Here is a 21,951-nt window from a genome sequence, read left to right as displayed (position 1 = left end):
CGGCGCGGGCGCCCGCGCCGGGGGCGCCCGGTCAGCGGACGGCGGGCGGGGTGGGGAGGCGGCGCGGCCCCAGCTCGGGGCGGGGGCCGACCGGTCGGGCCAGGAGCAGGGAGACGGCGCCCGCGACGGCGTCGGCGCCGTCGGCGCGGACGCGGTCGAGCTCCAGGCGGGACACCTCGGGCAGGTCGGCGGCCAGGCGGGAGACCCGCAGCAGGAGGCGCTCCAGTGCGGCGACGTTCACCGGCTCGGTGCCGTGGTGACCGAACAGCAGGGGGGCGGCGCGGATGGCGCGCACCAGCTCGGCGGCCTCCACGTCGGTGAGCGGGGCCAGCCGGTAGGCCCGGTCGTCCAGCAGCGCGGCGGTCACGTCCGACAGGCCGAACGACACCACCGCCCCGAAGGAGGGGTCCTCCATCGTGACGATGCGGACGGCCACGCCCGCGCCGTCGGCGTCGCCGACCGTGACGCCGTAGCAGGCCAGCAGCTCGGCCGCCTGCCCCGGGGTCGCGGCGACCGGCCCCTCGGCCCCGTCGAGCAGGCGTTCCACCAGCGCGCGGGCGCGGTCGCGGTCCATGCCCTCGGTCTCGGGCAGGCGCCCTTGGGGCCGCTGCCGCCACAGGGCGTACCGGGTGACGTACGCCAGCGCGCGGACGGCGTCCTCGGGGGCGGAGTAGGACGGCACGGACCCGGCGGCGGGCATGCCGTCGGGGGCGGGCACCCGCAGCTCCGGGAGCATGCCCCGGGCGCCCAGATAGGTCGACAGGATCGGCTTGCCCGCCTGCCGTCCCTTCCGGGCGAGCCGGGCGATCACCTGCGGCACGTCCGGGTCGATCTCTCCGATGGTGGGCGGGGCGAACAGCGCGAACACCGCGTCGACCGCGTCGTCGTCCAGGGCCTCCGACAGCGCCTTCTCATAGTCGGCGGCGCGGGCGCGCGGCCCCAGGTTCACCGGGTCGCGCGGCGAGAGGCCCAGCGCCACGGCGGCGTCCTGGGCGAGCAGTCCCAGCGAGTCGGAGTTGTCGATGATCGCCAGCCGATCTCCCGCCGGCAGCGGCTGGTAGGCCAGCAGCTGGGCGACGTCGAACAGCTCGTCCAGGTCGTCCACCCGGATCACGCCGGCCTGCGCGAACAGCGCGCTGACCGCGTGGTCGGGCAGGCGGAGCGCCCGCACGGCGTGCCCCAGCGGGACGCCCTGGGTGCTGCGGCCGGACTTGACCGCCACGATCGGCTTGGTGCGGCAGATCCGCCGCGCCAGCCGGGTGAACTTGCGGGGGTTGCCGATCGATTCCAGGTAGAGCAGGATCCCGCCGGTCGCGGGGTCCTCCTCCCAGTACTGCATGAGGTCGTTGCCGGACACGTCGGCCCGGTTGCCGGCGGACACGAAGGTGGACAGGCCCAGTCCGCGTTCGGCCGCCGACCGCAGGATCGCGATGCCCAGCGCCCCCGACTGGGAGAAGAAGCCCAGCGGGCCGCGTCCCGGCATGGTCGGGGCGAGCGTGGCGTTCAACCGCACGGACGGGTCGGTGTTGGCGATGCCCAGGCAGTTGGGGCCCACGACGCGCATGCCGTGGGCGCGGGCCAGGCGCACCAGCTCCAGCTGACGGGCGCGTCCCTCGGCGCCGGTCTCCCCGAAGCCGGAGGAGACGACGACGAGCCCGTGCACGCCCTTGCCCGCGCACTGCTGGACCACCTCGTGCACGGCCTCGGCGCGGACCGCCACCACCGCCAGGTCCACCTCGTCGGGGACGTCCAGCACGGTCGGGTAGGCGCGGACCCCGGCGACAGCGGTCGCGGTGGGGTGCACCGGGTAGACGGGGCCGGTGAAGTCGCCGGTCAGCAGGTTGCGCAGCACCGTCTGCCCGACGCTGTGCGCCTCCCGGCTGGCCCCGATCACCGCCACCGAGCGGGGGAACAGCAGCCGCTGGATGGACCGGGACTCGGCCCGGTGCTCGCGCGCGGCCATCACCTCCACGGAGGTCTCGGTGGGCTCCAGGTCCAGGACGAGCTGGATGATGCCGTCCTCGAACCGCTGCTTGGCCCGGTATCCGGCGTCCCGGAACACCTTGGTCATCCGCCGGTTGTCCGGCAGCACGTGCGCGATGAAGCGGCGCACCTTGCGTTCCCGGGCGGCCGCCGCGATGTGCTCCAGCAGCACCGAGCCGAGCCCGCGCCCCTGGTGGGCGTCCTCCACCAGGAACGCCACCTCGGCGGTGCCGGGCTCGTCGGGCAGGCGGTCGTACCGGACGACCGCCACCATGTCGTCGCCGATCGTGGCGATCAGTCCCACCCGGTCGTCGTGATCGACGCCGGTGAAGTGGTCGATCTCCCGGTCGCTCAGCCGGGGGCGCGGCGAGAAGAACCGGTAGTAGATCGACTCGGGGGACAGCCGTGCATAAAAGGCCCGCAGCAGGTCGGCGTCGCTCCTGCGAATGGGGCGGATGTGCGCCGTCCCGCCGTCGGCGAGAACGACGTCGGCCTCCCAGTGGTCCGGGTACGCGTCGCTCACCTACCCGAGAGTAGCCCGCGGCGGGACGCCGCTCGTTCGCCGTTTCGGTGCGCGTTCGAGACCCGCCGACCGCCCGGGAGCTGTTACGGTCGAGCACACGCGCCGGATAATGCTGCTGCCGGGGCGCTGGTGGTGTTGATCGAGGTGATGACTCATGGCACGCGTGGTCGTGGTCGGCGATCTCATGACCGATACCGTTGCACGAGCCGCCTATCCGCTGGCCAAGGGCAGCGACACCCCGGCCGCGGTGACCATGCACGGCGGCGGCTCGGCGGCCAACATCGCGTCGTGGCTCGCCATCGAGGGCACGGAGACGGCTTTCGTGGGGCGCCGCGGTTCCGACATCGCGGGCCGTAACCGGGACATGGAGCTCATGGGCATGGGCGTGGACGCCCGCCTGGTGATGGACCCGGACCGCCCCACCGGCAGTTGTGTGGTCCTGGTCACCCACAAGGGCGACCGCACGATGCTGTCCGACCCGGGCGCCAACGCCGCGCTGCTGCCCGAGGACATCCCCCAGGACCTGTTCACCCAGGGCGCCCACCTGCACCTGTCGGGCTACTCGCTGTTGAACGAGGGCTCCCGGAACGCCGGGCGGCACGCCCTCAAGCTGGCCCGCAACGCCGGCATGTCGATCTCGGTGGACGCCGGGTCCTCCTCCCCGCTCAAGCGGGTCGGCGCCGAGCCGTTCCTGGAGTGGACCCAGGGCGCCCGGCTGCTGATCGTCAACACCGCCGAGGCCGAGGTGCTGACCGGCCGGGACGAGGCGCGGGCCGCCGCCAAGGTGCTCACCGCCTGGTACCCGCAGGTGGTCATCAAGATGGGCGCCGAGGGGTCGCTGTATTTCAACAACACCCGCTCCGAACCGATCGTGGCCCCCGCCGAGCCGCTGGAGAAGATCGTCGACGGCACCGGCGCCGGGGACGCCTTCATCGCCGGTTTCCTGCCGCCCTGGCTGGACGGCAAGCCCGCCGCCGAGGCCCTGGCCGCCGGCAACCGGCTGGCCGCCCGCGCCATGTCCCACATCGGCGCCCGTCCCCGCCTGGACATCGTCGACAACGAGATCCGCTGATCTCCGCTTCGGCCCCGCACGCCCTCCGGCGCATGAGGGCACGGCGGTGCCGACGCCTCTTCTCCCGTGCGCCGGCCCCGAGACCGGGGCCCGGTGGCGCGGCGCGGCGGGCCCCTCACCCGGCGTCCAACGGGATCGCACGGGCCGGTCCACCGGGCCGGGTCACCGGGCAGGACGCCCGGCGCCGTCCCCGCCTCTCCCCTTCTCCTTCCTCCCCGCCCGTCGCTCGGCGACGGCCGGTCCCCTCGTCCCCGGCCCCCGTCCGTCTCGATCCGTCTCGGCGGGAACGCCCGTCCCTCCGATCCCGTCGTCCGCCCCGACAAGCCCGGCGAGCCCGATGAGCCCGATCGGCCCGTGGGCCCTCACGGCCGTCCCGGCCCCGGGGGCCTTCGCCGGCCCGGCGGTCACGCGACGCGGCCGCAGGACGGACGGCTCCCCTCCCCGTCCGCCGTCGGGCGGGGGCCGACCATGCGCACGGCCGGCGATCCCGATCGCCCCTCCCCCGCCCGCCGTCGGGCCCCGTGAGGGGCCTCCTCTCTCCCCGTCCCCGCGCCGCCCCGGTCAGACGGAGATCGCCAGGGCCAGGGGGAGGACCGCGGGGGCGCCCAGCAGGCGCAGGTGACGGGCGGCGACGGTCATGGTCCAGCCGGTCTCGACGCGGTCGTCCACCAGCAGCACCGGGCCGCGCAGGGAGGGGATCGCGGCGGCCAGCTCCGGGGCGGGGGCCAGGGAGCGCCAGACGGTGCGCAGACGCTGGGCGCTGTTGTGCCGACGCGGGGCGCGGGGCGCGACCGCCGCGATCTCCCCCAGATACGGCAGGCGCCCCACCCGGGCGATGCGGCGGCCGAGGCCGGCGACCAGACGCGGGCGGGACCGGGAGGCGATCGTGACGACCGCGACCGGACGCTCCCGCCACTCCCAGGCGGCCAGGACCTTCACCACGGCCTCGAAGACGTCGTCGGGGACCTCGGCGTCGGGGGCGTTCTCGGCGAACAGGGCGCGCAGACGGTCGCCCCAGCCGATGTCGCTGAGGCGGCCCAGGGCCCTTCCGGGCTCGGCGAGCTCGGCCGGGGGGATGCGGCCGGAGACGCCCAGGTCGCCTTTGACGCCGGTGGGCCACATGCGGCGCGGGGCGATGTCGACGCCGGGGCGGCTCAGGCGCCGCCGGGCCTGCCGGACGGCGGCGTCGTCGACGCGGGTGGGCCAGTGGCGGCCGGTGCAGTTGTCGCAGCGGCCGCAGGGGCGGGCGGCGGGGTCGTCCAGCCGGCGGCGCAGGAACTCCTCGCGGCAGCCGGCGGTGGCGATGTAGTCCAGCATCGCCTGCTGTTCGCGGCGGCGTTCGACGGCCACCCGCTCGTAGCGCTCGCGGTCGTAGCGCCAGGGGCGTCCGGTCGCGATCCAGCCGCCCTTGACGCGGCGGACCGCCCCGTCCACGTCGAGGACCTTGAGCATCATCTCCAGCCGGCTGCGGCTCAGGTCCACCAGCGGCTCCAGCGCGCTGGTGGACAGCGGGCGGTCCGCGGCGGCCAGCGCGTCCAGCGTCGCCCGCACCACCGGCTCGGGCGGGAACGCCAGGCCGGCGAAGTACGACCAGATCTCCCGGTCCTCGGCGCCGGGCAGCAAGATCGCCTCGGCGCGTTCCACGCCGCGTCCGGCCCGGCCGATCTGCTGGTAGTAGGCCACCGGCGACTGGGGCGCGCCCATGTGCACGACGAACCCCAGGTCCGGCTTGTCGAAGCCCATGCCCAGCGCGCTGGTGGCCACCAGCGCCTTGAGCGTGTCGTCCAGCAGCCACTGTTCGGCCCGCAGGCGCTCCTCCGGGTCGGTCCGCCCCGAGTACGCCGCCACCTTGTGCCCGCGCTCGGCCAGGAACGCGGCGATCTCCTGGGCGGCGGCCACGGTCAGCGTGTAGACGATCCCCGATCCCGGCAGCTCGTCCAGATGCTCGGCCAGCCATGCCAGGCGTTGTTCGGTCCCGTTCAGCCGCACGACCGCCAGGCGGAGCGACTCCCGTGCCAGCGGACCCCGCAGCACCAGCACGTCCTGGCGTCCCTCCCGCGGGGCGCGGTCGCCCGCCCTCTCCTGCGCGGCGTCCGGGCCGGCGGTCTCGTCGGCGGGGCGTCCGAGCTGGTCGGCCACGTCGCGGGTGACGCGGGCGTTGGCGGTCGCCGTGGTGGCCAGCACGGGGACGCCGTCGGGGAGCCGGGCCAGCAGGGTGCGTATTCGGCGGTAGTCGGGGCGGAAGTCGTGCCCCCAGTCGGAGATGCAGTGCGCCTCGTCCACCACGACCAGGCCGGCGTCGGCGCCGAGGCGGGGCAGCACCGCCTCCCGGAAGTCGGGGTTGTTCAGCCGTTCGGGGCTGACCAGCAGGGCGTCGACGGCGCCGGCCGCGACCTCGGCGAACACCTCGTCCCACTGCTCGACGTTGGCGGAGTTGACGGTGCGGGCGCGGATGCCGGCGCGTTCGGCGGCGGCGATCTGGTTGCGCATCAGCGCCAGCAGCGGCGAGACGATGACGGTGGGGCCGGCGCCCCGGTCGCGCAGCAGGCGGGTGGCGACGAAGTAGACGGCGGACTTGCCCCAGCCGGTGCGCTGGACGACCAGGGTCCGGCGCCGCTCCACCACCAGGGCGCGGATCGCGGCCCACTGGTCCTCGCGCAGCCGGGCGTGCTCGCCCGCCAGCGCCCGCAGGCACGCCTCGGCGCGTTCCCGGAGCTCCTCGACGGTCTCGCTCATGCGTCTCCGGGCGTCGGCCGGCGCCGGTCGTGCGGCGCCGGGGGCAGGGGCCGTCGCCCCGGGGCGCCCGACCGGGCGATGCGCGCCCCCCGGGGTCCGGAGGAGGGGGTGGGCGTCAGCCGCCGCGCTCTTCATACAGCTCCGTCAGCATCTCCACGCTCCGCTCCGCGGTGAGCGCGGCCGTGCACAGCCGGTCCATCAAGGTCAGATACGCCTCGACGTCGTCGCCCTTGTCCAGGTACAGGGCGCCGGTGAGCTGCTCCAGATACACCACGTCGGGCAGGTCGAACTCGGGGAACCGGAGGATGCGGAACGGGATGCCGCCGAACACCCCGCGCGAGGACGCGGAGGGCAGGACCTGCAGCGTCACGTGGGGCATGGTGTGCGCGACGTCCAGCAGGTGCTTCAGCTGGGCGCGCATGATCGCGTCGTCCCCGACGGTGCGGCGGAGCACCGCCTCGTCCACCACCGCCCACAGGTGGGGCGGGTCGGGCTGCTCCAGCAGCGTGCGGCGCCGCATCAGCATGTCGACCCGGTCGGCGACCTCGGCCTCGGAGGCGTTGGGGCGGCGGAGCCGGGCGACGGCCCGGGCGTAGTCCTCGGTCTGCAGCAGGTCGGGAACGCCCTGGGTCTCGTAGGCGCGGATGACCGAGGCCGACTCCTCCAGCGCCAGGTAGGGCTCGCGCCAGCCGGGGAGGATGTCGCCGTACCGGTGCCACCAGGCGGGCGCGTTCGCGTGGCGCACCAGCTCCAGGATGGCGTTGCGCTCCTCCTCGTCCAGCACGCCGTAGAGGGTGAGCAGGTCCGCCACGTCACGGGGCTTGAAGCTGACGCGGCCGGACTCCATCCGGCTGATCTTCGACTGGCTGGCGCGGATCGCGTATCCGGCGTCCTCGGCGGAGATGCCGCTTTGCTCCCGCAGCCGGCGCAGTTGCGCGCCGACCAGGATGCGCACCACGATCGGCCCTCCCCGGCGGGGCATGGCGGGGAGGCCGAGGGGCGTCGCCGGCTCGTCCGCCCGTCCTCCGCTCCGCGCGCGTCCCGCGTTGCCGGCGCTGCTGAACGGCAGGGATCTCCGCGTCCGCATGCCCCCCAGTCTGGCAGGGGCGGCCTTCCTTTTCCCGCGAATCCGGATAGCCGGGCCACATATGTTCAGGCATATGCCAATGCATATGCATATCCATGTCTTTCCCGGGGCGCCCGCAAGGGAACCGACGCCTCGCCCGGCGCCCTTCGCCGGCGCGCGCCGTCCCGGCGCGGCGCCTCCCCGCGGCCCCCTCGCGGCCCTCTCGTGCGCTGGGACGCATCGCAGCCGCCGATCGTTCACGGCGTCCGCCGGCGTCCTCTGCGGGGAGCCCGCCGCATGCCCTGCGCGTTCCCCGCGCGCTCCCGCAGGGGATGCGGCGCACGGCGCGGTCCGGGCCGGTGCGGCGAAGCGCCCGCGGTCCGCCCGCCCCGCGGCCCGAGGCGGACCCTAAGACGCCCGCGGCGTTCTCCGCCGCTTCAGGAGGCCCGATTTTGTCGGTGGCGGCCGATAGCGTGCCCGACATGTACCGACAAGGAGATGTGCTGGTCCTCCCGGTGTCGGAGGACGACGTGCCCCCGGCGATCAAGACGTCGTCGCCGGAGCCGCGGGACGGGCGCGCGCGCATCGTGCTGGCCTTCGGGGAGGCGACCGGGCACGCGCACGCCATCACCGCGCCCGGAGAGCTGTTCCGCACCGCCTCTCCGTTGGATCCCGACTATCTGCACCTGCCCCGCGGCGGCCGGCTCACCCACGAGGAGCACGCTCCGATCACGCTGCCGGCCGGGTGGTACCGCGTGATCCGGCAGCGCGAGTACACCCCCAGGGAGGTCCGGACGGTCGCCGACTGAGCGGTCGCCGACCCCGCCCGCCGACGGCGCCGGGGCCCGGTCCGGACCACGCCCGATCGCTCCGGGCGATGCGGCGGCCGGGTCGGGGCGGGCGCGTCGGCGCGCCGAACCGCCGTCCGGCCGCACGGGGTCGGGCCGGGCGGCGAACGGCGCCTCGACCGCACCGCCCGGATCGGCGTCCCCCGGGTCCGCGCCCTCCGGACCGCACGTCCGGACCGGTGCTCATCCCGCCCGGACACCGGCCCGCCCCGCCCGCCCCTCGGGGGACGGGGCTTGACGGCGGGGGCGGTCTCACGGTGAGAGCCTCGCCGCCCGGAGGACGGCGGTCGAAGGCGGCGGGACGGTCCGGTGGGCCGGAGGGCGGAGCGGCGCGGGCGGTCCCGAGGCCTTGTTCGACAGCGGAGGAGTTGCGTGGACACGATGAAGGCGACGGACTGGCGCGCGGTGGCGTTCGCCACCGGAGCGGCGGAGCGGGAACGGGCCGAGGCGGGCGTCCGGGCCGCCTATGAGGCCGCGGGGCTGAACGGGCCGGAGCAGGTGGTGTGGGCGCCGTCGCCGGCGGCCGGGGCGATCGCGGCCGTGCTGCTGGAAGGCGGCGAGGAGGGCGCGCAGACCCTGCGGGAGGCGGGGCTCGGCGACGCCGTGGCGGAGATCGGGAGCCTGATCGCCGGCCTCGACGCCGGGGAGAACGTCCGGGACCGGGTCCGCACCCGGCCGTGGGAGGCCGTGCTGACCGCCGCCCGCGCCGAGCTGGGGCCGCGGGAGTGGGCGCAGGTGTGGGCGCGGACGGTCGGCGCCGACTGGGACGCGGTGAACGGGCTGATCACGCGGATCCGGCGGATGCTCGGGAGGATGGTCGGGACGCAGGCCGAGGAGGCCCCCGACGGGGTGGCCCCGGACGAGCCGCGTCTGGACGACGGGCTGGACACCGCGGCCGGGCGACTGCTGCGCAGGGCCACCGTGAACGCGGTGCTCGGCCAACACGACGCCCCGTGGCTGCGGCTGTTCGAGGAGCTCGGCAGGCTGTCCGGGCTCGCCGGGCCGGCCGAGGTCGCCCGCTCCGCCGGGTGGTGGTGGCCGTATGAGAACGCGGTGCTCATCTGTGAGCGCCCCACCGACCTGCACTTCGACGAGCAGGGCAGGCTGCACCGCGCCGAGGGGCCGGCGCTCGCCTTCTCGGACGGTTTCGCGCTGCACGCCTGGCATGGGATGCCGGTCCCGTCCGATTTCATCGCCCGGCTCGGCGCACTGACGATGGACGACATCCAGAAGGAGGAGAACGCCGAGCTGCGCCGGGCGATGCTCGAGCACTACGGCTACGAGCGGTACCTGCGCGAAACCGGCGCCAAGCCCGTCTCACGCGACGAGGCCGGTGTCCTGTGGCGCGTCTTCCTTCCCGGCGACGAGCCGGTGACCATGGTCGAGGTGGTCAACTCCACCCCCGAGCCCGACGGGAGCCGCCGCACCTACTTCCTGCGCGTCCCGCCGAACGTCCGCACCGCCCGGGAGGGCGTCGCCTGGACGTTCGGGCTGTCGGAGGAGGAGTACCGCCCGCTGCAGGAGACCTGACGCCCCGCCTCGCCGACGTCCGCCGCCGGCGGCGAACCCGCTGCCCGGTGCGCACCGGCGCCCGGCGGCGGCCCGCCGGTGTTCGGCGCCTCCGCCCCTCGGTGCGCCCGCCGCCGAGCCCGCCTCACTCGCCGCCGGACCCCTCTCGCCCGCCGCCGAGCCCGCACTGTCCGGCGTCGCCGGTCCCGTCCCGCCCGGCGGCGCCGGTGCGGCCGGAGCGGGCGGGCCGCCCGGGTCTCGTCAGCGGGGCGGCGCCGGAGGCCAGTGGGCGGGGATGCGTTCGAGGATGCCGCCGGCGAAGACGTCGTACAGGCCCAGCGGCTCCAGATGGACGTAGCCGATGTGGCAGTCGCAGGTCGCGGCCGGGCAGGGGCGGGGGCGCAGGGCGGCCTCGAAGCTCCCGTCGTAGAGGTTGCCCAGGACCTCCGGGACGAAGTGGCAGCGGCGGACGTCGCCCGCGCCGTCCACGGAGATGACGGTGTGGCCGGTCCGGCACGGCAGGTCCCGGCTGCGGTGCGGGCGACGGCTGTAGGAGAACAGCGGGTCGATGGCGCTCCAGGCGGCGGCCTCGGCGCCGGTGTAGGTGCGTCCCTCGGCGGCGTTGACCCACAGATAGACGTGGTCGGGCAGGTCGGCGCGCAGGCGGCGGGCGAAGGGGAGGTGCTCGGGGAGGCCGACGATGCCGACGCTGTGGCGGACGCCCCGGGCGCTCAGGTCGCGCGACTTGGCCAGGAAGCGCTCATAGGGGACCTGCCCGGGGTGGAAGGTGGTCCACAGGGCGAGGCGGGTCAGGTCGGCCTCGCTCGTCCAGTCGGTGCGGTGGCTCAGATTGGTCTGGATGGCGACGCGCTCCACCTGCGGAAGACGGCTCAGCCGCACCAGCGCCCGCCGGTACCAGGAGCGCACCAGGCCCTCGCCCCAGGGGGTGAAGAGCACCGAGACCGGGTGGGGGCGTTCCTCGACCCAGGCGACGAAGCGTTCCAGCGCGGCCCGGTCGGCGCGGAGCTGCTCGGGGGTGTCGCGGCGCTTGGCGAACGGGCAGTAGGGGCAGTCGTAATCGCAGCTCGCCAGCGGCCCGCGATACAGGATCACAAGGTGCCGGGTCGACATCAGCGGACCTCGTAGGCGTCCATGAGGGCGCGCACCCGCGCGGAGATCAGCGCCGGACCGATCACATCGGAGTGCGCCAGGCCCTCCGGGGTCAGCCGCAGCGTCTCCGGGGTCTCCTCTAGCCATCCCCGGTCGGCGAAGTCCGCCAGTTCCGGGAAGTCCTCCCGCGCGTCGGTGCCGAACCGGGCGGCGTAGGGGGCGCGCCGCATGCCCTCCGCCTGCAGCAGGGACTGGATCAAGTGGCGGCGCCGGCGCTCCTCGTCGTCCAGGACGAACCCGACGTGCGCCACGTCGAACCGGGTCTCCCGCAGGTAGGAGTCGATGATCCCGCGGACGTGCGGCACGCCCACCGCGTACTCGAACGAGTAGTGCAGGTCCGTGGTGTAGGAGCGGGCCCCCGCGCCCAGCCCCACCATGCCGTCGGTCTGGCAGCAGTAGGCCGTTCCCGCGTCCGCATGGCCGCGCCGCCGGAACATCCGCATCGACACCTGCTCGTACCCGTTCGCCAGGAGGTGGTCGCGCCCCAGCCGGTACAGCAGCATCCGCTGGTCGTCCCAGTCGGCCGCCCGGCGCTCCAGCCCGGTGAGCGGCCGCACGTACAGCGGATACAGGTACATCTCCTCCGGCTCCCAGCGCAGCGCGGCGTTCAGCGAGGTCAGCCAGCTGTCGGGGGTCTGCCCGTCGATGCCGTAGATCAGGTCGATGTTGAGGGCGGGGAAGCCGACGGCGCGGATCCGATCCAGCGCCGCCTCCACGTCGGCGCGTCGCTGCGGGCGGACGACCGCGCGGGCCTCGGCGTCGATGAAGCTCTGCACCCCGATGGAGACGCGGGTGGCGCCCCGTTCGGCGAGCACGGTCAGCCGGTCGGCGGTGGCGGTCGCCGGGGAGGTCTCCACCGCCAGCGGGACGGCATGCAGGTCGACGAACCGTTCGGCGATGTCGCACAGCCGCGACAGCTCGGCGGCCGTCAGGTAGGTGGGGGTGCCGCCGCCGAACGCGGCCGTGGCGAACGAGGCCTCCCCCAGCGCGTCCTGCACCGCGGCGGCCTGCCGCGCCAGCGCGTCCAGATAGGCCGAGGCCAGCGACCGCGACGCCCCGGTGCGGGTGAACAGGTTGCAAAAGCCGCAGCGCATCTCGCAGAACGGCACGTGCAGGTACAGGAACAGGGAGGTGCGGTCCTCCTCCGCCCACACCTCGCGCAGCGCGGGCCGGGGCGACAGAGGCCGGTAGGCGGTCTTGTGCGGATAGGCGTAGAGGTAGCCCTGGTAGGGGCCGGTGGTGGTCAGCACAGCACGAACTCCCCGTACGGAACGGTCCAGACGACCTCGTGGCCGATCCGGTGCCCGATGTGGCCGTCCTCCCCGTAGGCGGTGCCGTGGTCGGAGCAGATGACGACGAAGCACGGCCGCCGCATCAGGTCCAGCAGCCGGCCGATGTGCCGGTCCACGTACTCCAGCGCCGCCGCGTGGGACTCCAGGGTGTCGCCGCGTTCGCGGGTGGCGCCGGGCAGATAGAACCAGTTGGGCTGGTGCAGCGCCGACACGTTCACCAGCAGGAACAGCCTCCGGTCGGGCGGCTGCCGGGCCATCACCTCACCGACCCGGTCGATCTGGTGCTCCAGCGACGCCGGGTCGGTGACCCCGAACGACGGCTCCCAGTGGCTCTCGGCGAACATCCCCGGCAGCACCGATCCCAGCGGGGTGAGCTTGTTGAAGAACCCGACCCCGCCGATGCACACCGTGTGATATCCGGCGCGTTCCAGCCCCGCGGGCAGGTGCGGGGCGTCGAACACCCAGGTCTCCTTCGCGGTGGTCTCACTGCCGGGGAACGTCGCCGCGAACGGCCGGGGGTGCGGTCCCGGTGAGACGGGGGTGGGCCAGAACCCGGCGAGCATCGCCGCGTGCGAGGCGTAGGTGAAGCTGCCGGGCGCGTGCCTGCGCTCCCATCGTCCGCCCGGCAGCACCGCCGCCAGGTTGGGGGTGCGTCCCTGCTCGATGAGCCGTTCCGCCACGTCGTACCGCAGGGTGTCCAGGGTCACCAGCAGCAGGTCATGGGTGCCGACCACCGCGTTCATGTCCCGCATGCGTCACCTCCTTCGGGGCGTGCTCGTCCTTCGGGGTCCTCCGGCGGCCGGGGGCGTCGGCCGCCCTCTCCGCACCGGCCCGCCACGCCGTCGGGTCGCCCGCCGCCGCATCGCCTGCAGGGCGCCCGCCGCGCCGTCCGGCGCGTTCCGGGGCCGGGCGGCGAAGGCCCCGGGCCCCGGCCGAGCGGAACGGCCGGTCGTCCGTCCCGTCACCGCCGGCCCCGCGGCCGGTCTCGTGATCGGCCTCGTGGCCGGCCTCGCGAGCGGTCGAGCGGTGGTGTCCGCGCGGGCGCTCATGCGGGCGTTCCCTTCAGGGACAGGGCGGCGGTGATCTGAGCGGTGTAGGTGTCGAGTCCTTCGGCGGGGGTGCCGGGGAGGCCGAGCAGGCCCGGCAGGAGGTCGCCGAAGGCGTTGACCTCGGCGACCGCCACCCGTCGCCATCCCAGGCCCACGAGCAGGTCGACGCCGACCATGCGGCTGCCGGGGAAGCAGGCGGCGGCCTCGGCGCACACCCGGAGGGCGTGCCGCCAGCCGGACTCGCCCAGGGCGGCGCGGACCGCGTCCAGGTCGCCGCGGCGGCCCCCCATGTGGAGGTTGGTGATGGGGGAACGGCTGGTGCGGACGACGGCGTGGGTGGGAACGCCGTCGATCACCACCACCCGCAGGTCCAGGGTCCGGCCGCCCAGGGCGGCCTTGGGGAACCAGCGTTCGACGTGGAGGCCGTCGGGGGCCAGCGTGTCGATCAGGGCCGCGACCTCCGGTTCGGTCTCCACCGAACGCACCCGCAGCGAGTTGTGCAGGCGGCCGTCGGGGCCCGGGACGGCCGAGGTGACGGCCTTGACCCGGTCGCGGTGGGCCTGGAACGCGACGACCCCGGAGCCGGAGGAGCCGTGCGCGGGTTTGACGAAGACCCGGGACATGCCGGCCCGCGCCATCTGCTCGCGCAGGGAGGCGTACCCGGTGACCGGTCCCTCCAGCGCGGGCGGGACCGGCACCCCGGCCGCCGCCAGCCGGGCGTGGCAGCGGCGTTTGTCGAACATCACCGCGATCTCGTCCGGGTCGCTCACGGACCTCGCCCCGGCCTGTGCGGCCGCCGCGGCGATCCGGTCGAGGGCGGCGGTGAACGCGGCGTACCAGCGGGCTCCCCCGCCGACGCGGGTGGGGTCTCCGGGGCCGCGCAGCAGCGCGTCGCACTCGGGGTCGTCGCCGGGCGAGTCGATCCGCAGCACGGTGCCCGGCCGGATCCGGATCGGCTCGCCGCGCAGCACGTCCCGCCAGGCGATCACCTCGGGCGACTCGAGGCCGAGGCGGCGGCAGGCGTCGGCGAACAGTCCCACCCGCCGGTCGTGGGGCGTTCCGATCACGGTGAAGGTCATGGTCGTCCTCTGCCGACCGGTGAATCGGCGGGCTCGGTGCGCGCGTCCGTCGTGCGCACCGCCCGGCCGCATGCGCGGGGTGTCATTCCGCGACCTCCACGAACAGCCATCCCCCGTCGTTTCTCTGCCGGCCGCTCAGGTCGATCTCGACGCCGGGCAGGGCCTTGCGGATCCGCTCGGTCATCTCCTCGGACAGGTAGTTGTGGTGCAGGTCCAGCGAGCGCAGATGGGTCAGCGGCTGCCCCGACAGCAACGCCTCCGCACCTGCGTCGGTGAGGACGCCCATCGACAGAGCCAGCGACTCCAGCCGCGCCACGATCGGCGCCGAGGCCACCGCCGCACAGATCTCGTCCTGGATCTCGGCGTCCTGGAGCCCCAGGTGGCGCAGCGACGGAAGCCGCTCCCCCGACAGGATCGGCGCCAGATCCTCCACCGTGGCGTCACCGCCGTAGTGCCGCATCCCCAGCCACAGCTCCAGATGCTCCAGGGCGGGCAGGTCGCTGCCGGCCACCGCCCGGACCATCGCGGCGGGCAGCCCGCCGGACTCCAAACGCAGCTCACGCAGGTGCTCGGCGCGGAACGGCCGCCACGGCCGCCGCGGCGGATCGAGGATCTCGCCGCTGCGCATCCAAAAGCGCTCCAGTCTCGGATAGGCCTCGAACAGGGGGGTGAAGCCCAGCGGCGGGATCCAGGAGACCTCCCGTTCCTCCACTACCACGTCGCCCAGGAACAGCGAACGCAGACCGGTCAGCGAATCGGAGGCCTCCAGCAGCCGCTCCACCGGGTCGTCGAAGGCGCCGTTGCCCCCGTAGTCCTGCCACCATCCGATGATCAGCGCGGTCACCGAGGACGGGTCGACGGTCTCGAGGAACTTCTCGAAGACCGCGCCGAAGGACCCTTCGTCCTCGAGGACGCGGACCCGCCAGGCGACGTCGGCGGGTGGGGCGTCGAGCCTCTCGCCCTCGCGGAAGACGCCCTCGTCGTTGAATTCGACGACCGGCAGGCCGGCGAACTCGCTCACCAACTCTTGGATCATGCGGTGTCCCGTTCTGGTCGACGGTCGCGACAAGGGCCGTCATTCGGAGACGGCCACGAACATCCACTCGTCGTCGATCTCCTGCCGGTCGCTCAGGTCGATCTCGACGCCGGGCAGGGCCTTGCGGAGCTGTTCGATCATCCCATCGGACAGGTAGTGGTAGTGCAGGTCCAGCGACCGCAGATGGGTCAGCGGCTGCCCGGTGAGGAGCGCCTCGGCGCCCGCATCGGTGAGGACGCCCATCGACAGAGCCAGCGACTCCAGCCGCGCCACGATCGGCGCCGAGGCCACCGCCGCACAGATCTCGTCCTGGATCTCAGAATCCTGCAGCCCCAGGTGGCGCAGCGACGGCAGCCGCTCCCCCGACAGGATCGGCGCCAGATCCTCCACCATGGCGTCACCGCCGTAGTGATGGGTCCCCAGCCACAGCTCCAGATGCTCCAGGGCGGGCAGGTCGCTGGCGCCCACCGCGCGGACGACGCGGCCGGGCAGCCCGCCGGACTCAAAGCGCAGCTCACGCAGGTGAGGGCTGTGGAACGGCTGCAGTCTCAGCCCTTGGGACCCGCGCACCCCCAGCCGCTCCAGCCGCGGGTAGGCGGCCAGGAGGGGGCTGATGTCGGAGTGCTCGATCCAGGAGATCTCCGCCTCTTCCGCGATGATGTCGCCGAGGAACAGCGAACGCAGCGCGGGAAGCCGGTCCGCCGCCGCGACCAGGGCCTCCACCGGGCCGGGCTCCGTGGAGCGGCCATAGGACGGCGTGTTCCAGTAGCCGATGATCAGCGCGGTGATCGCGCCGCCGTCCACCCAGTCCAGGAAGCGATCGAGCACATCGGAGATCCCCTCTCCGGCGTAGGAGCCGAAGACCCGCCAGGCGAATCCGCCCGGATCCTCCGGGGGCTCCTCCGGCTCGGTCTCCGGCATGAAGTCGGCGACGGGCAGTCCGGCGTATCCGGTGAGGTGCTCGTAGATGGCCATCGGGACTCGCCTTTCACGGACAGGGGTCGGGCATCGTCCTACCAAAGGGCGCCGACATCCTCGGCGGCCGTGCGGAGCGCCCATGACGAAGGCCCTCCGGGCGGGCTCCGGAGGGCCTTCGCCGCCCGCCCCGGAGGGCGGGCCGCCTGTGGGAGGGAAGCGGTCCGCTCAGAAGACGGGCAGCACCGAACCCTGGTACTTGTCCTGGATGAACTTCTTCACCTCGGGGCTCTGCAGCAGCCGGACCAGCGTGCGGACCTGCGGGTCGTTCTCGTCGCCGGCCTTGGTGACCACCCCGTTGGCGTAGGGGTTGCCCTCGGTCTTCTCCAGCACCAGGGCGTCCTTGGCGGGGGTCAGCCCGCCCTCGAGCGCGTAGTTGCCGTTGATGACGGCCGCGTCCACGTCCTGCAGGGAGCGCGGCAGCTGGGCGGCCTCCAGCGGGCGGAACTTCAGGCCCTTGGGGTTGTCGGCGACGTCCTTCTCGGTGGCGTTGGAGCCGGCGTCCGGCTTGAGGGTGATCAGGCCGTTGTCGGCCAGCAGCTTCAGGGCCCGCGCGCCGTTGGTGGCGTCGTTGGGGATCGCCACGGTCGCGCCCTGCGGCAGCTCGGAGAGGGAGGTGACCTTCTTGGAGTAAGCGCCCAGCGGCTCCAGGTGGATCGGCGCCACGAACGCCAGCTTCAGGCCCTTGGACTGGGCGAAGTCGTCCATGTAGGGCTTGTGCTGGAAGTAGTTGGCGTCCAGCCGTCCGTCGTTCAGCGCCAGGTTGGGCTGGACGTAGTCGGAGAACTCCTCGATCTTGAGCTTCAGCCCCGCGCCGGAGGCGAGGTTGTCCCGGACGTATTCGAGGATCTCGGCGTGCGGGGCGGGGCTGGCGCCCACGGTGAGCACGTCGTCGGAGCCGGAGTCGGAGGAGCCGCAGGCGGTCAGCCCGAGCGCCAGTCCGACGGAGGCGATCGCGACGGTCAGTCTGCGAAACACGGCGGTCGTCCCTTTCTGGTGTGGGGCTCCCGGTGCGGGAGCGGGGTTCAGCGGTGGGTGAGGCGACGGGCGAGCAGGTCGCCGAGCATCTGGATCAGCTGCACCAAGACGATGAGCACGACGACGGTGGCGACCATGACGCCGGTCTCGAAGCGCTGGTAGCCGTAGCGGACGGCCAGGTCGCCGAGCCCGCCGCCGCCGATCGCGCCGGCCATCGCCGAATAGCCGATCAGCGCGATCACGGTGACGGTCAGTCCGGCGACCAGCCCTGGGCGGGCCTCGCGCAGCAGGACCTTGCCCACGATCTGCCGGCGGGAGGCGCCCATGGCGCGGGCGGCGGCGATCACGGCCGGGTCGACCTCGCGCAGCGCGGTCTCCACCAGCCGGGCGTAGAAGGGGATGGCGGCGACGGCCAGCGGCACGATCGCGGCGGTGGTGCCGATGGTGGTGCCGGTGACGGCGCGGGTGAACGGCAGGATCGCGACCATCAGGATGATGAACGGCAGCGACCGGCCCACGTTCACGATCGCGCCGAGCACCTGGTGGAGGGGCGGGACGGGCAGCAGCCCGGTGCGGTCGGTCAGCACCAGCAGCACGCCCAGCAGCAGCCCGCCGAGCGCGGTGAACAGGCTCGACCACCAGGTCATCTGCAGGGTCTCCAGGGTGGCGTCGCGCAGCAGCGGCGTGATCTCGTCCCAGGTCATGCGACCACCTCCGGGCGGGCGGCGGCGTCGAGCACCTCCACGGTCAGCCCGGCGTCGCGCAGGTGGGCGAGCTGGGCGGCGTTGGCGTCGGGGTCGCCGGGCAGTTCGATGCGCAGCCGGCCGACCCGCCGGTCTCCGATCTGCTCGACGGCGCCGCCGAGGATGTTGACGTCGATGGAGTAGGTGCGGGCCAGGGTGGAGATGAACGGACGGTCGGCGGTGTCGCCCACGAACGTCACGTCGACCACGGTGGCCCCGGGCCGGGTCTGCGCCGGCGGCAGCGGGAACAGGTCGCGGGCCAGCTGGGAGCCGGGCCGGGTCAGCAGCTCCGACAGCGGCCCGGACTCCACCAGGCGCCCGGCGCGCATGATCGCCGCCGAGTCGCAGATCCGCTTGACCACCTCCATCTCGTGGGTGATCAGCAGGATGGTCAGGCCCAGCTCCCGGTTGAGGTCGCGCAGCAGCTGCAGGATGGAGGCGGTGGTCTCCGGGTCCAGCGCCGAGGTCGCCTCGTCCGACAGCAGCACCCGGGGCCGGCCGGCCAGCGCCCGGGCGATCCCGACGCGCTGTTTCTGACCGCCGGAGATCTGCGCCGGATACGCCTTGGCGTGCTCGGTGAGGCCGACCAGCTCCAGCAGCTCGGCCACCCGGCGGGCCCGTTCCCGCCTGGGCACGCCCATGACCTCGAGGGGGAACGCCACGTTCCCGGCCACGGTGCGGCTGGTCAGCAGCCCGAAGTGCTGGTGGATCATCCCGATCCGCTGCCGGGCGGCGCGCAGCCGGCGTTCGGGCAGCGCGGCCAGATCACGGCCGTCGACCACCACGCGGCCCGAGTCGGGGCGTTCCAGCAGGTTGACGCAGCGCAGCAGGGTGCTCTTGCCGGCGCCGCTGCGCCCGAGCACACCGAAGATCTCGCCCTCGCGGACGTGGAGGTCCACCCCGTCGACGGCGGTCACGGTGCGCCCGCGGGTCCGATAGGTCTTCTTGAGTTTCTCGATCTGGATCACAGGGATTCACCCCGAGGCGGGCCGCCCTCCGGCGGCGGGTCGGATCGGTCTGCCGGTCCGGGCACGCGGCGGCCGGACCGTCTCAGCGGCGGCGGAGCGTTCGAGCGCACGCCGGTCCGCGCACGCGCGGCGGCCGGGCGCTCAGCGGCGGCCGGGCGGGTAGGGGGCGTGGCTCAGCAGGTGCAGGACGAAGGAGGCGAAGGAGATCATGTGCGGCTGGGGCTCGGGGGTCGGTTCTTGCTCGCTTCGGGGCGCGAGTCGGCGTGGGCCCTCAGTGACCACACATTCGACGCGTACACCCCAGCGCCCACGGACCACACGGGCGACACGGCGGACAGGGGTGCACGTACATCACGTCATGAGTCAACCACATCGACATCACTGTCGACAAACGGTCGCGACAAGATCTGCGTCACAACGCCGCCCTCGCACGAGGATCGACGCCGGGCCGGGTGATTCCGGCGGACTCTTCGGCCCCGCGCGACGGCCGCGCCCGCCCCCGCGCCCCGGGCCCCGTCCGGCCGCGCCCGGCTCCGCGCGAGGGGCGCCGGACGCCCGTCCCGTCCGGCCTCCCGCCCGCCCGGACGGCCGGACGCCGGACCGGCCCCCCTCGCCGGACACCGCGCCCCCGTGGTGGGAAGATCCACACGACCGCTCATGCCGTCATAGGAGGCGCCCCATGCTCCCCGTATCGCTGGACACGATCCGGGTCTTCCTGCACGTGCTCGCCGCCACCGTCTGGGTCGGCGGCCAGCTGACGATGACCGCGCTGCTGCCGGTGCTGCGCGGCGCCGGCGGGGACACGCCCAAGCAGGCGGCGCGCGCGTTCAACAGGGTCGCCTGGGCCGCGTTCGCGGTCCTGGTGGTCACCGGCGTGTGGAACATCGCCGAGGCGGGCGACACGCCGTCGGACTACCAGGCCACCCTGCACACCAAGCTCGCCGTCGTGGCGATCTCCGGGGTCGCGGCGGCGCTGCACGCCCGCGCCTCCACCCGCAAGGGGCTGGCCGTCACCGGCGCGGTCAGCGGGGTGACCGCCCTGATCGCGTTGTTCATGGGCGTCCAGCTCGGCTGATCACAGCACTTTTCCCACCATTTCCCCCACACTTTTCCACGCCATTTCCCGGAAATCGGCGACGCCTTATTGCTAACGTCGCGGTGATCGCCGGGCCCGGCACCCGGGCCGGGCCCGGCGCCGGCGTGAAGGGTGCGGGGAACGATGACGGCGGCGATCGTCGACGCGGGCGGAATCAAGATCTGCGAGGGGGACCGCCGGTACGCGGCGCTGTGCCGCGGGCTCGACCCCCGGCGACGCGCCAGACCCGACTACATCCGCCTGGTGAGCGACAGCGCGCAGGTGCGGCACGCGCTGGAGCAGGCGGTGAACGAGCCGGTGAGCGACCCGTCCCGGACCCGGATCGCGGTGCGCTCGGGGGGCCACTGCCACGAGGACGCCTGCGGCGAGGACGTCCGGGTCGTCATCGACATGTCGCTCATGGACGACGTCCACCACGACCCGGCGATGGACGCGGTCTGCGTCGAGGCCGGCGCCACCGACGGGGACCTGCGCAAGAAGCTGTGGCTGAGGACCGGCAAGGTGATGCCGGGCGGCTCCTTCCCGTCGGCGGGGATCGGCGGGCACGTCCCGGCGGGCGGCTTCGGCCTGCTCTCCCGCCAGCACGGGCTGACCGTGGACCATCTGTACGCGGTGGAGGTCGCCGTGGTCGGCCGGGACCGCCGGGTGCGGCTGGTGACGGCCACCCGCGACAGCCGCGACGAGCATCTGCGGGAACTGTGGTGGGCGCACACCGGGGGCGGCGGCGGCAATTTCGGGATTTCGACCCGGTTTTGGTTCCGTGATCTGCCCGACGCCCCGGAACGGGTGCTGTTCACCGCCGGCGGCTGGAAATGGGCGGACATCGACAAAGAGCGGTTCGCCCGCATCGTCGGCAATTTCGGGCGGTTCTTCGCCGAGCATCGCCGGCCCGGCGGCCCGTACGACCCGCTGTCGGCCAGCCTGCAGCTCACCCACCGCAGCCAGGGCGCGATCAGGCTGATCGCCCAGATCGACGCCGGCGTCCCCGGCGCCCGTGACCTGCTCGCCCGCTTCCTGGCGGCGGTGGACGAGGACGTCGGCGTCCGGCGCCGCTCCCTCGGCGAGCCGCACGGATGTCCGACTCTCTCCGGCCTGCACACGCCCGTGGTGCTGCCGTGGGACACGGTGGAGAGGCTGCTCGGCCCGGCCGACGGCATGCGGGCGGGCAAGCACAAGTCGGCCTACATGGTGCGGCCGCTGCCGGACGAGCAGGTCGAGACGCTGTGGCGGGGCCTGGCCGAGGACGTCCCCGGCGTCGCCCGCGACGCGGTGGTGCAGATCGACTCCTACGGCGGCGCGATCAACCGGCCCGCCCCCGGCGAGACGGCCGTGATGCAGCGCTCGTCGATCCTCCGGCTCCACTACCAGGTGCACTGGCCGATCACCGAGCAGGGCGAGGGGCATCTGCGGTGGATCCGGGAGCTGTACCGGTCGATGTACGCCGCCACGGGCGGGGTGCCGCTGCCGGCGTTCCTGCAGGACGACCCGGTCACCGACGGCTGCTGCATCGGCCATCCGGACGCGGACCTGGACGACCCCGCCTGGAACGCCTCCGACGTCCCCTGGTGGCGGCTGTACTACGGCCGCGACTACCGCAGGCTCCAGCGCGTCAAGGAGCGCTGGGACCCGTTGGACGTCTTCCGCCACCCCCAGTCGGTCCGGCTCCCCTAGCGGTGCGGAAGGGCCGGCGGCCGGAACGTCCGCGACCCTCGCACGGTCGCCCCCGCCCGCCCGCCGGCCCGGCGCGGCGCGGCCGCGGCGACGAGACGCGGGAGGAGACGCGGGGTCCGCCGCCGACGGGCCGACGCGCGGGCGCGAGACCCGCGTC

The 21,951-nt window shown here is 74.1% G+C and carries 17 protein-coding genes; 5 read left to right on the top strand and 12 right to left on the bottom strand.

Annotated elements, in window-relative coordinates:
• Positions 1-31: 31 nt before the first annotated feature.
• On the bottom strand, positions 32-2,506 hold the full coding sequence (locus EIO00_RS22745; protein WP_140182254.1) for a bifunctional acetate--CoA ligase family protein/GNAT family N-acetyltransferase: 2,475 nt from the start codon (positions 2,504-2,506) through the stop codon (positions 32-34).
• Between the two features lie 154 nt (positions 2,507-2,660).
• Between EIO00_RS22745 and EIO00_RS22740 the strand changes: the two genes are divergently transcribed.
• A complete protein-coding gene (locus tag EIO00_RS22740; RefSeq protein WP_175596312.1) occupies positions 2,661-3,578 on the top strand; it encodes a carbohydrate kinase family protein in 918 nt (305 codons plus the stop codon).
• A 561-nt stretch (positions 3,579-4,139) separates the two neighbouring features.
• Here EIO00_RS22740 and EIO00_RS22735 read toward each other — a convergent pair.
• Both EIO00_RS22735 and EIO00_RS22730 read right to left on the bottom strand, forming a co-directional pair.
• Complete coding sequence (locus EIO00_RS22735) at positions 4,140-6,314, bottom strand: RecQ family ATP-dependent DNA helicase (protein ID WP_140182252.1); 2,175 nt, start codon at positions 6,312-6,314, stop codon at positions 4,140-4,142.
• Positions 6,315-6,429: 115 nt separating this feature from the next.
• The gene (locus EIO00_RS22730; protein WP_241661540.1) at positions 6,430-7,401 is read right to left on the bottom strand and encodes a helix-turn-helix domain-containing protein; all 972 of its coding nucleotides are present in this window, start codon (positions 7,399-7,401) and stop codon (positions 6,430-6,432) included.
• A gap of 461 nt (positions 7,402-7,862) precedes the next feature.
• Between EIO00_RS22730 and EIO00_RS22725 the strand changes: the two genes are divergently transcribed.
• Complete coding sequence (locus tag EIO00_RS22725; RefSeq protein ID WP_140182250.1) at positions 7,863-8,189, top strand: hypothetical protein; 327 nt, start codon at positions 7,863-7,865, stop codon at positions 8,187-8,189.
• A gap of 420 nt (positions 8,190-8,609) precedes the next feature.
• Entirely contained in the window at positions 8,610-9,758 is a 1,149-nt protein-coding gene (locus EIO00_RS22720; protein ID WP_140182258.1) for a DUF6745 domain-containing protein, read from the top strand.
• A 240-nt stretch (positions 9,759-9,998) separates the two neighbouring features.
• Here the strand turns inward: EIO00_RS22720 and EIO00_RS22715 are convergent, their stop codons facing one another.
• The 9 genes from EIO00_RS22715 to EIO00_RS22675 all read right to left on the bottom strand — a co-directional run bounded on the left by EIO00_RS22715 (position 9,999) and on the right by EIO00_RS22675 (position 19,027).
• Complete coding sequence (locus EIO00_RS22715; RefSeq protein WP_140182248.1) at positions 9,999-10,868, bottom strand: STM4011 family radical SAM protein; 870 nt, start codon at positions 10,866-10,868, stop codon at positions 9,999-10,001.
• Positions 10,868-12,157, bottom strand: a complete 1,290-nt coding sequence (locus EIO00_RS22710) for an STM4012 family radical SAM protein (RefSeq protein ID WP_241661539.1) — start codon at positions 12,155-12,157, stop codon at positions 10,868-10,870. The genes EIO00_RS22715 and EIO00_RS22710 overlap by 1 nt, the downstream gene beginning before the upstream one ends.
• Positions 12,151-12,951, bottom strand: a complete 801-nt coding sequence (locus tag EIO00_RS22705) for an STM4013/SEN3800 family hydrolase (protein WP_140182246.1) — start codon at positions 12,949-12,951, stop codon at positions 12,151-12,153. The genes EIO00_RS22710 and EIO00_RS22705 overlap by 7 nt, the downstream gene beginning before the upstream one ends.
• Before the next feature lie 293 nt (positions 12,952-13,244).
• A complete protein-coding gene (locus EIO00_RS22700) occupies positions 13,245-14,327 on the bottom strand; it encodes an STM4014 family protein (RefSeq protein WP_140182244.1) in 1,083 nt (360 codons plus the stop codon).
• Between the two features lie 82 nt (positions 14,328-14,409).
• Positions 14,410-15,363 carry an STM4015 family protein gene (locus EIO00_RS22695; RefSeq protein WP_140182242.1) on the bottom strand — a complete coding sequence of 318 codons (954 nt, stop codon included), beginning with the start codon at positions 15,361-15,363 and terminating at the stop codon, positions 14,410-14,412.
• A gap of 39 nt (positions 15,364-15,402) precedes the next feature.
• Positions 15,403-16,338, bottom strand: coding sequence for an STM4015 family protein (locus EIO00_RS22690; RefSeq protein WP_140182240.1), 936 nt, complete (start codon positions 16,336-16,338; stop codon positions 15,403-15,405).
• A gap of 168 nt (positions 16,339-16,506) precedes the next feature.
• Complete coding sequence (locus tag EIO00_RS22685; RefSeq protein ID WP_140182238.1) at positions 16,507-17,316, bottom strand: MetQ/NlpA family ABC transporter substrate-binding protein; 810 nt, start codon at positions 17,314-17,316, stop codon at positions 16,507-16,509.
• 47 nt (positions 17,317-17,363) lie between these two features.
• Positions 17,364-18,020 carry a methionine ABC transporter permease gene (locus EIO00_RS22680; RefSeq protein WP_140182236.1) on the bottom strand — a complete coding sequence of 219 codons (657 nt, stop codon included), beginning with the start codon at positions 18,018-18,020 and terminating at the stop codon, positions 17,364-17,366.
• The gene (locus EIO00_RS22675) at positions 18,017-19,027 is read right to left on the bottom strand and encodes a methionine ABC transporter ATP-binding protein (protein ID WP_140182234.1); all 1,011 of its coding nucleotides are present in this window, start codon (positions 19,025-19,027) and stop codon (positions 18,017-18,019) included. Before EIO00_RS22675 ends, EIO00_RS22680 begins: the two co-directional genes overlap by 4 nt.
• 679 nt (positions 19,028-19,706) lie before the next feature.
• On the opposite strand from EIO00_RS22675, the gene EIO00_RS22670 reads away from it, so the two are divergent.
• Positions 19,707-20,102 (top strand): CopD family protein, encoded by a 396-nt coding sequence (locus EIO00_RS22670; protein ID WP_140182232.1) that lies wholly within the window; start codon positions 19,707-19,709, stop codon positions 20,100-20,102.
• A gap of 144 nt (positions 20,103-20,246) precedes the next feature.
• Positions 20,247-21,794 carry an FAD-binding oxidoreductase gene (locus EIO00_RS22665; RefSeq protein ID WP_140182230.1) on the top strand — a complete coding sequence of 516 codons (1,548 nt, stop codon included), beginning with the start codon at positions 20,247-20,249 and terminating at the stop codon, positions 21,792-21,794.
• Positions 21,795-21,951 lie beyond the last annotated feature (157 nt).

The sequence above is a fragment of the Thermomonospora catenispora genome, from assembly GCF_006363815.1.
GTDB classification, from domain to species: Bacteria; Actinomycetota; Actinomycetes; order Streptosporangiales; family Streptosporangiaceae; genus Thermomonospora; species Thermomonospora catenispora.
This window is presented reverse-complemented; position numbering and strand designations above follow the sequence as displayed.

Excerpts from the sequence above, each read along its gene's own strand:
- EIO00_RS22670 (WP_140182232.1), top strand. The coding sequence starts at position 19,707 with ATGCTCCCCGTATCGCTGGACACGATCCGGGTCTTCCTGCACGTGCTC.
- EIO00_RS22720 (WP_140182258.1), top strand. The coding sequence starts at position 8,610 with ATGAAGGCGACGGACTGGCGCGCGGTGGCGTTCGCCACCGGAGCGGCG.
- EIO00_RS22725 (WP_140182250.1), top strand. The coding sequence starts at position 7,863 with ATGTACCGACAAGGAGATGTGCTGGTCCTCCCGGTGTCGGAGGACGAC.
- EIO00_RS22730 (WP_241661540.1), bottom strand. The coding sequence starts at position 7,401 with ATGCGGACGCGGAGATCCCTGCCGTTCAGCAGCGCCGGCAACGCGGGA.
- EIO00_RS22680 (WP_140182236.1), bottom strand. The coding sequence starts at position 18,020 with ATGACCTGGGACGAGATCACGCCGCTGCTGCGCGACGCCACCCTGGAG.
- EIO00_RS22700 (WP_140182244.1), bottom strand. The coding sequence starts at position 14,327 with ATGACCTTCACCGTGATCGGAACGCCCCACGACCGGCGGGTGGGACTG.
- EIO00_RS22665 (WP_140182230.1), top strand. The coding sequence starts at position 20,247 with ATGACGGCGGCGATCGTCGACGCGGGCGGAATCAAGATCTGCGAGGGG.
- EIO00_RS22735 (WP_140182252.1), bottom strand. The coding sequence starts at position 6,314 with ATGAGCGAGACCGTCGAGGAGCTCCGGGAACGCGCCGAGGCGTGCCTG.
- EIO00_RS22740 (WP_175596312.1), top strand. The coding sequence starts at position 2,661 with ATGGCACGCGTGGTCGTGGTCGGCGATCTCATGACCGATACCGTTGCA.
- EIO00_RS22695 (WP_140182242.1), bottom strand. The coding sequence starts at position 15,363 with ATGATCCAAGAGTTGGTGAGCGAGTTCGCCGGCCTGCCGGTCGTCGAA.
- EIO00_RS22715 (WP_140182248.1), bottom strand. The coding sequence starts at position 10,868 with ATGTCGACCCGGCACCTTGTGATCCTGTATCGCGGGCCGCTGGCGAGC.
- EIO00_RS22705 (WP_140182246.1), bottom strand. The coding sequence starts at position 12,951 with ATGCGGGACATGAACGCGGTGGTCGGCACCCATGACCTGCTGCTGGTG.
- EIO00_RS22690 (WP_140182240.1), bottom strand. The coding sequence starts at position 16,338 with ATGGCCATCTACGAGCACCTCACCGGATACGCCGGACTGCCCGTCGCC.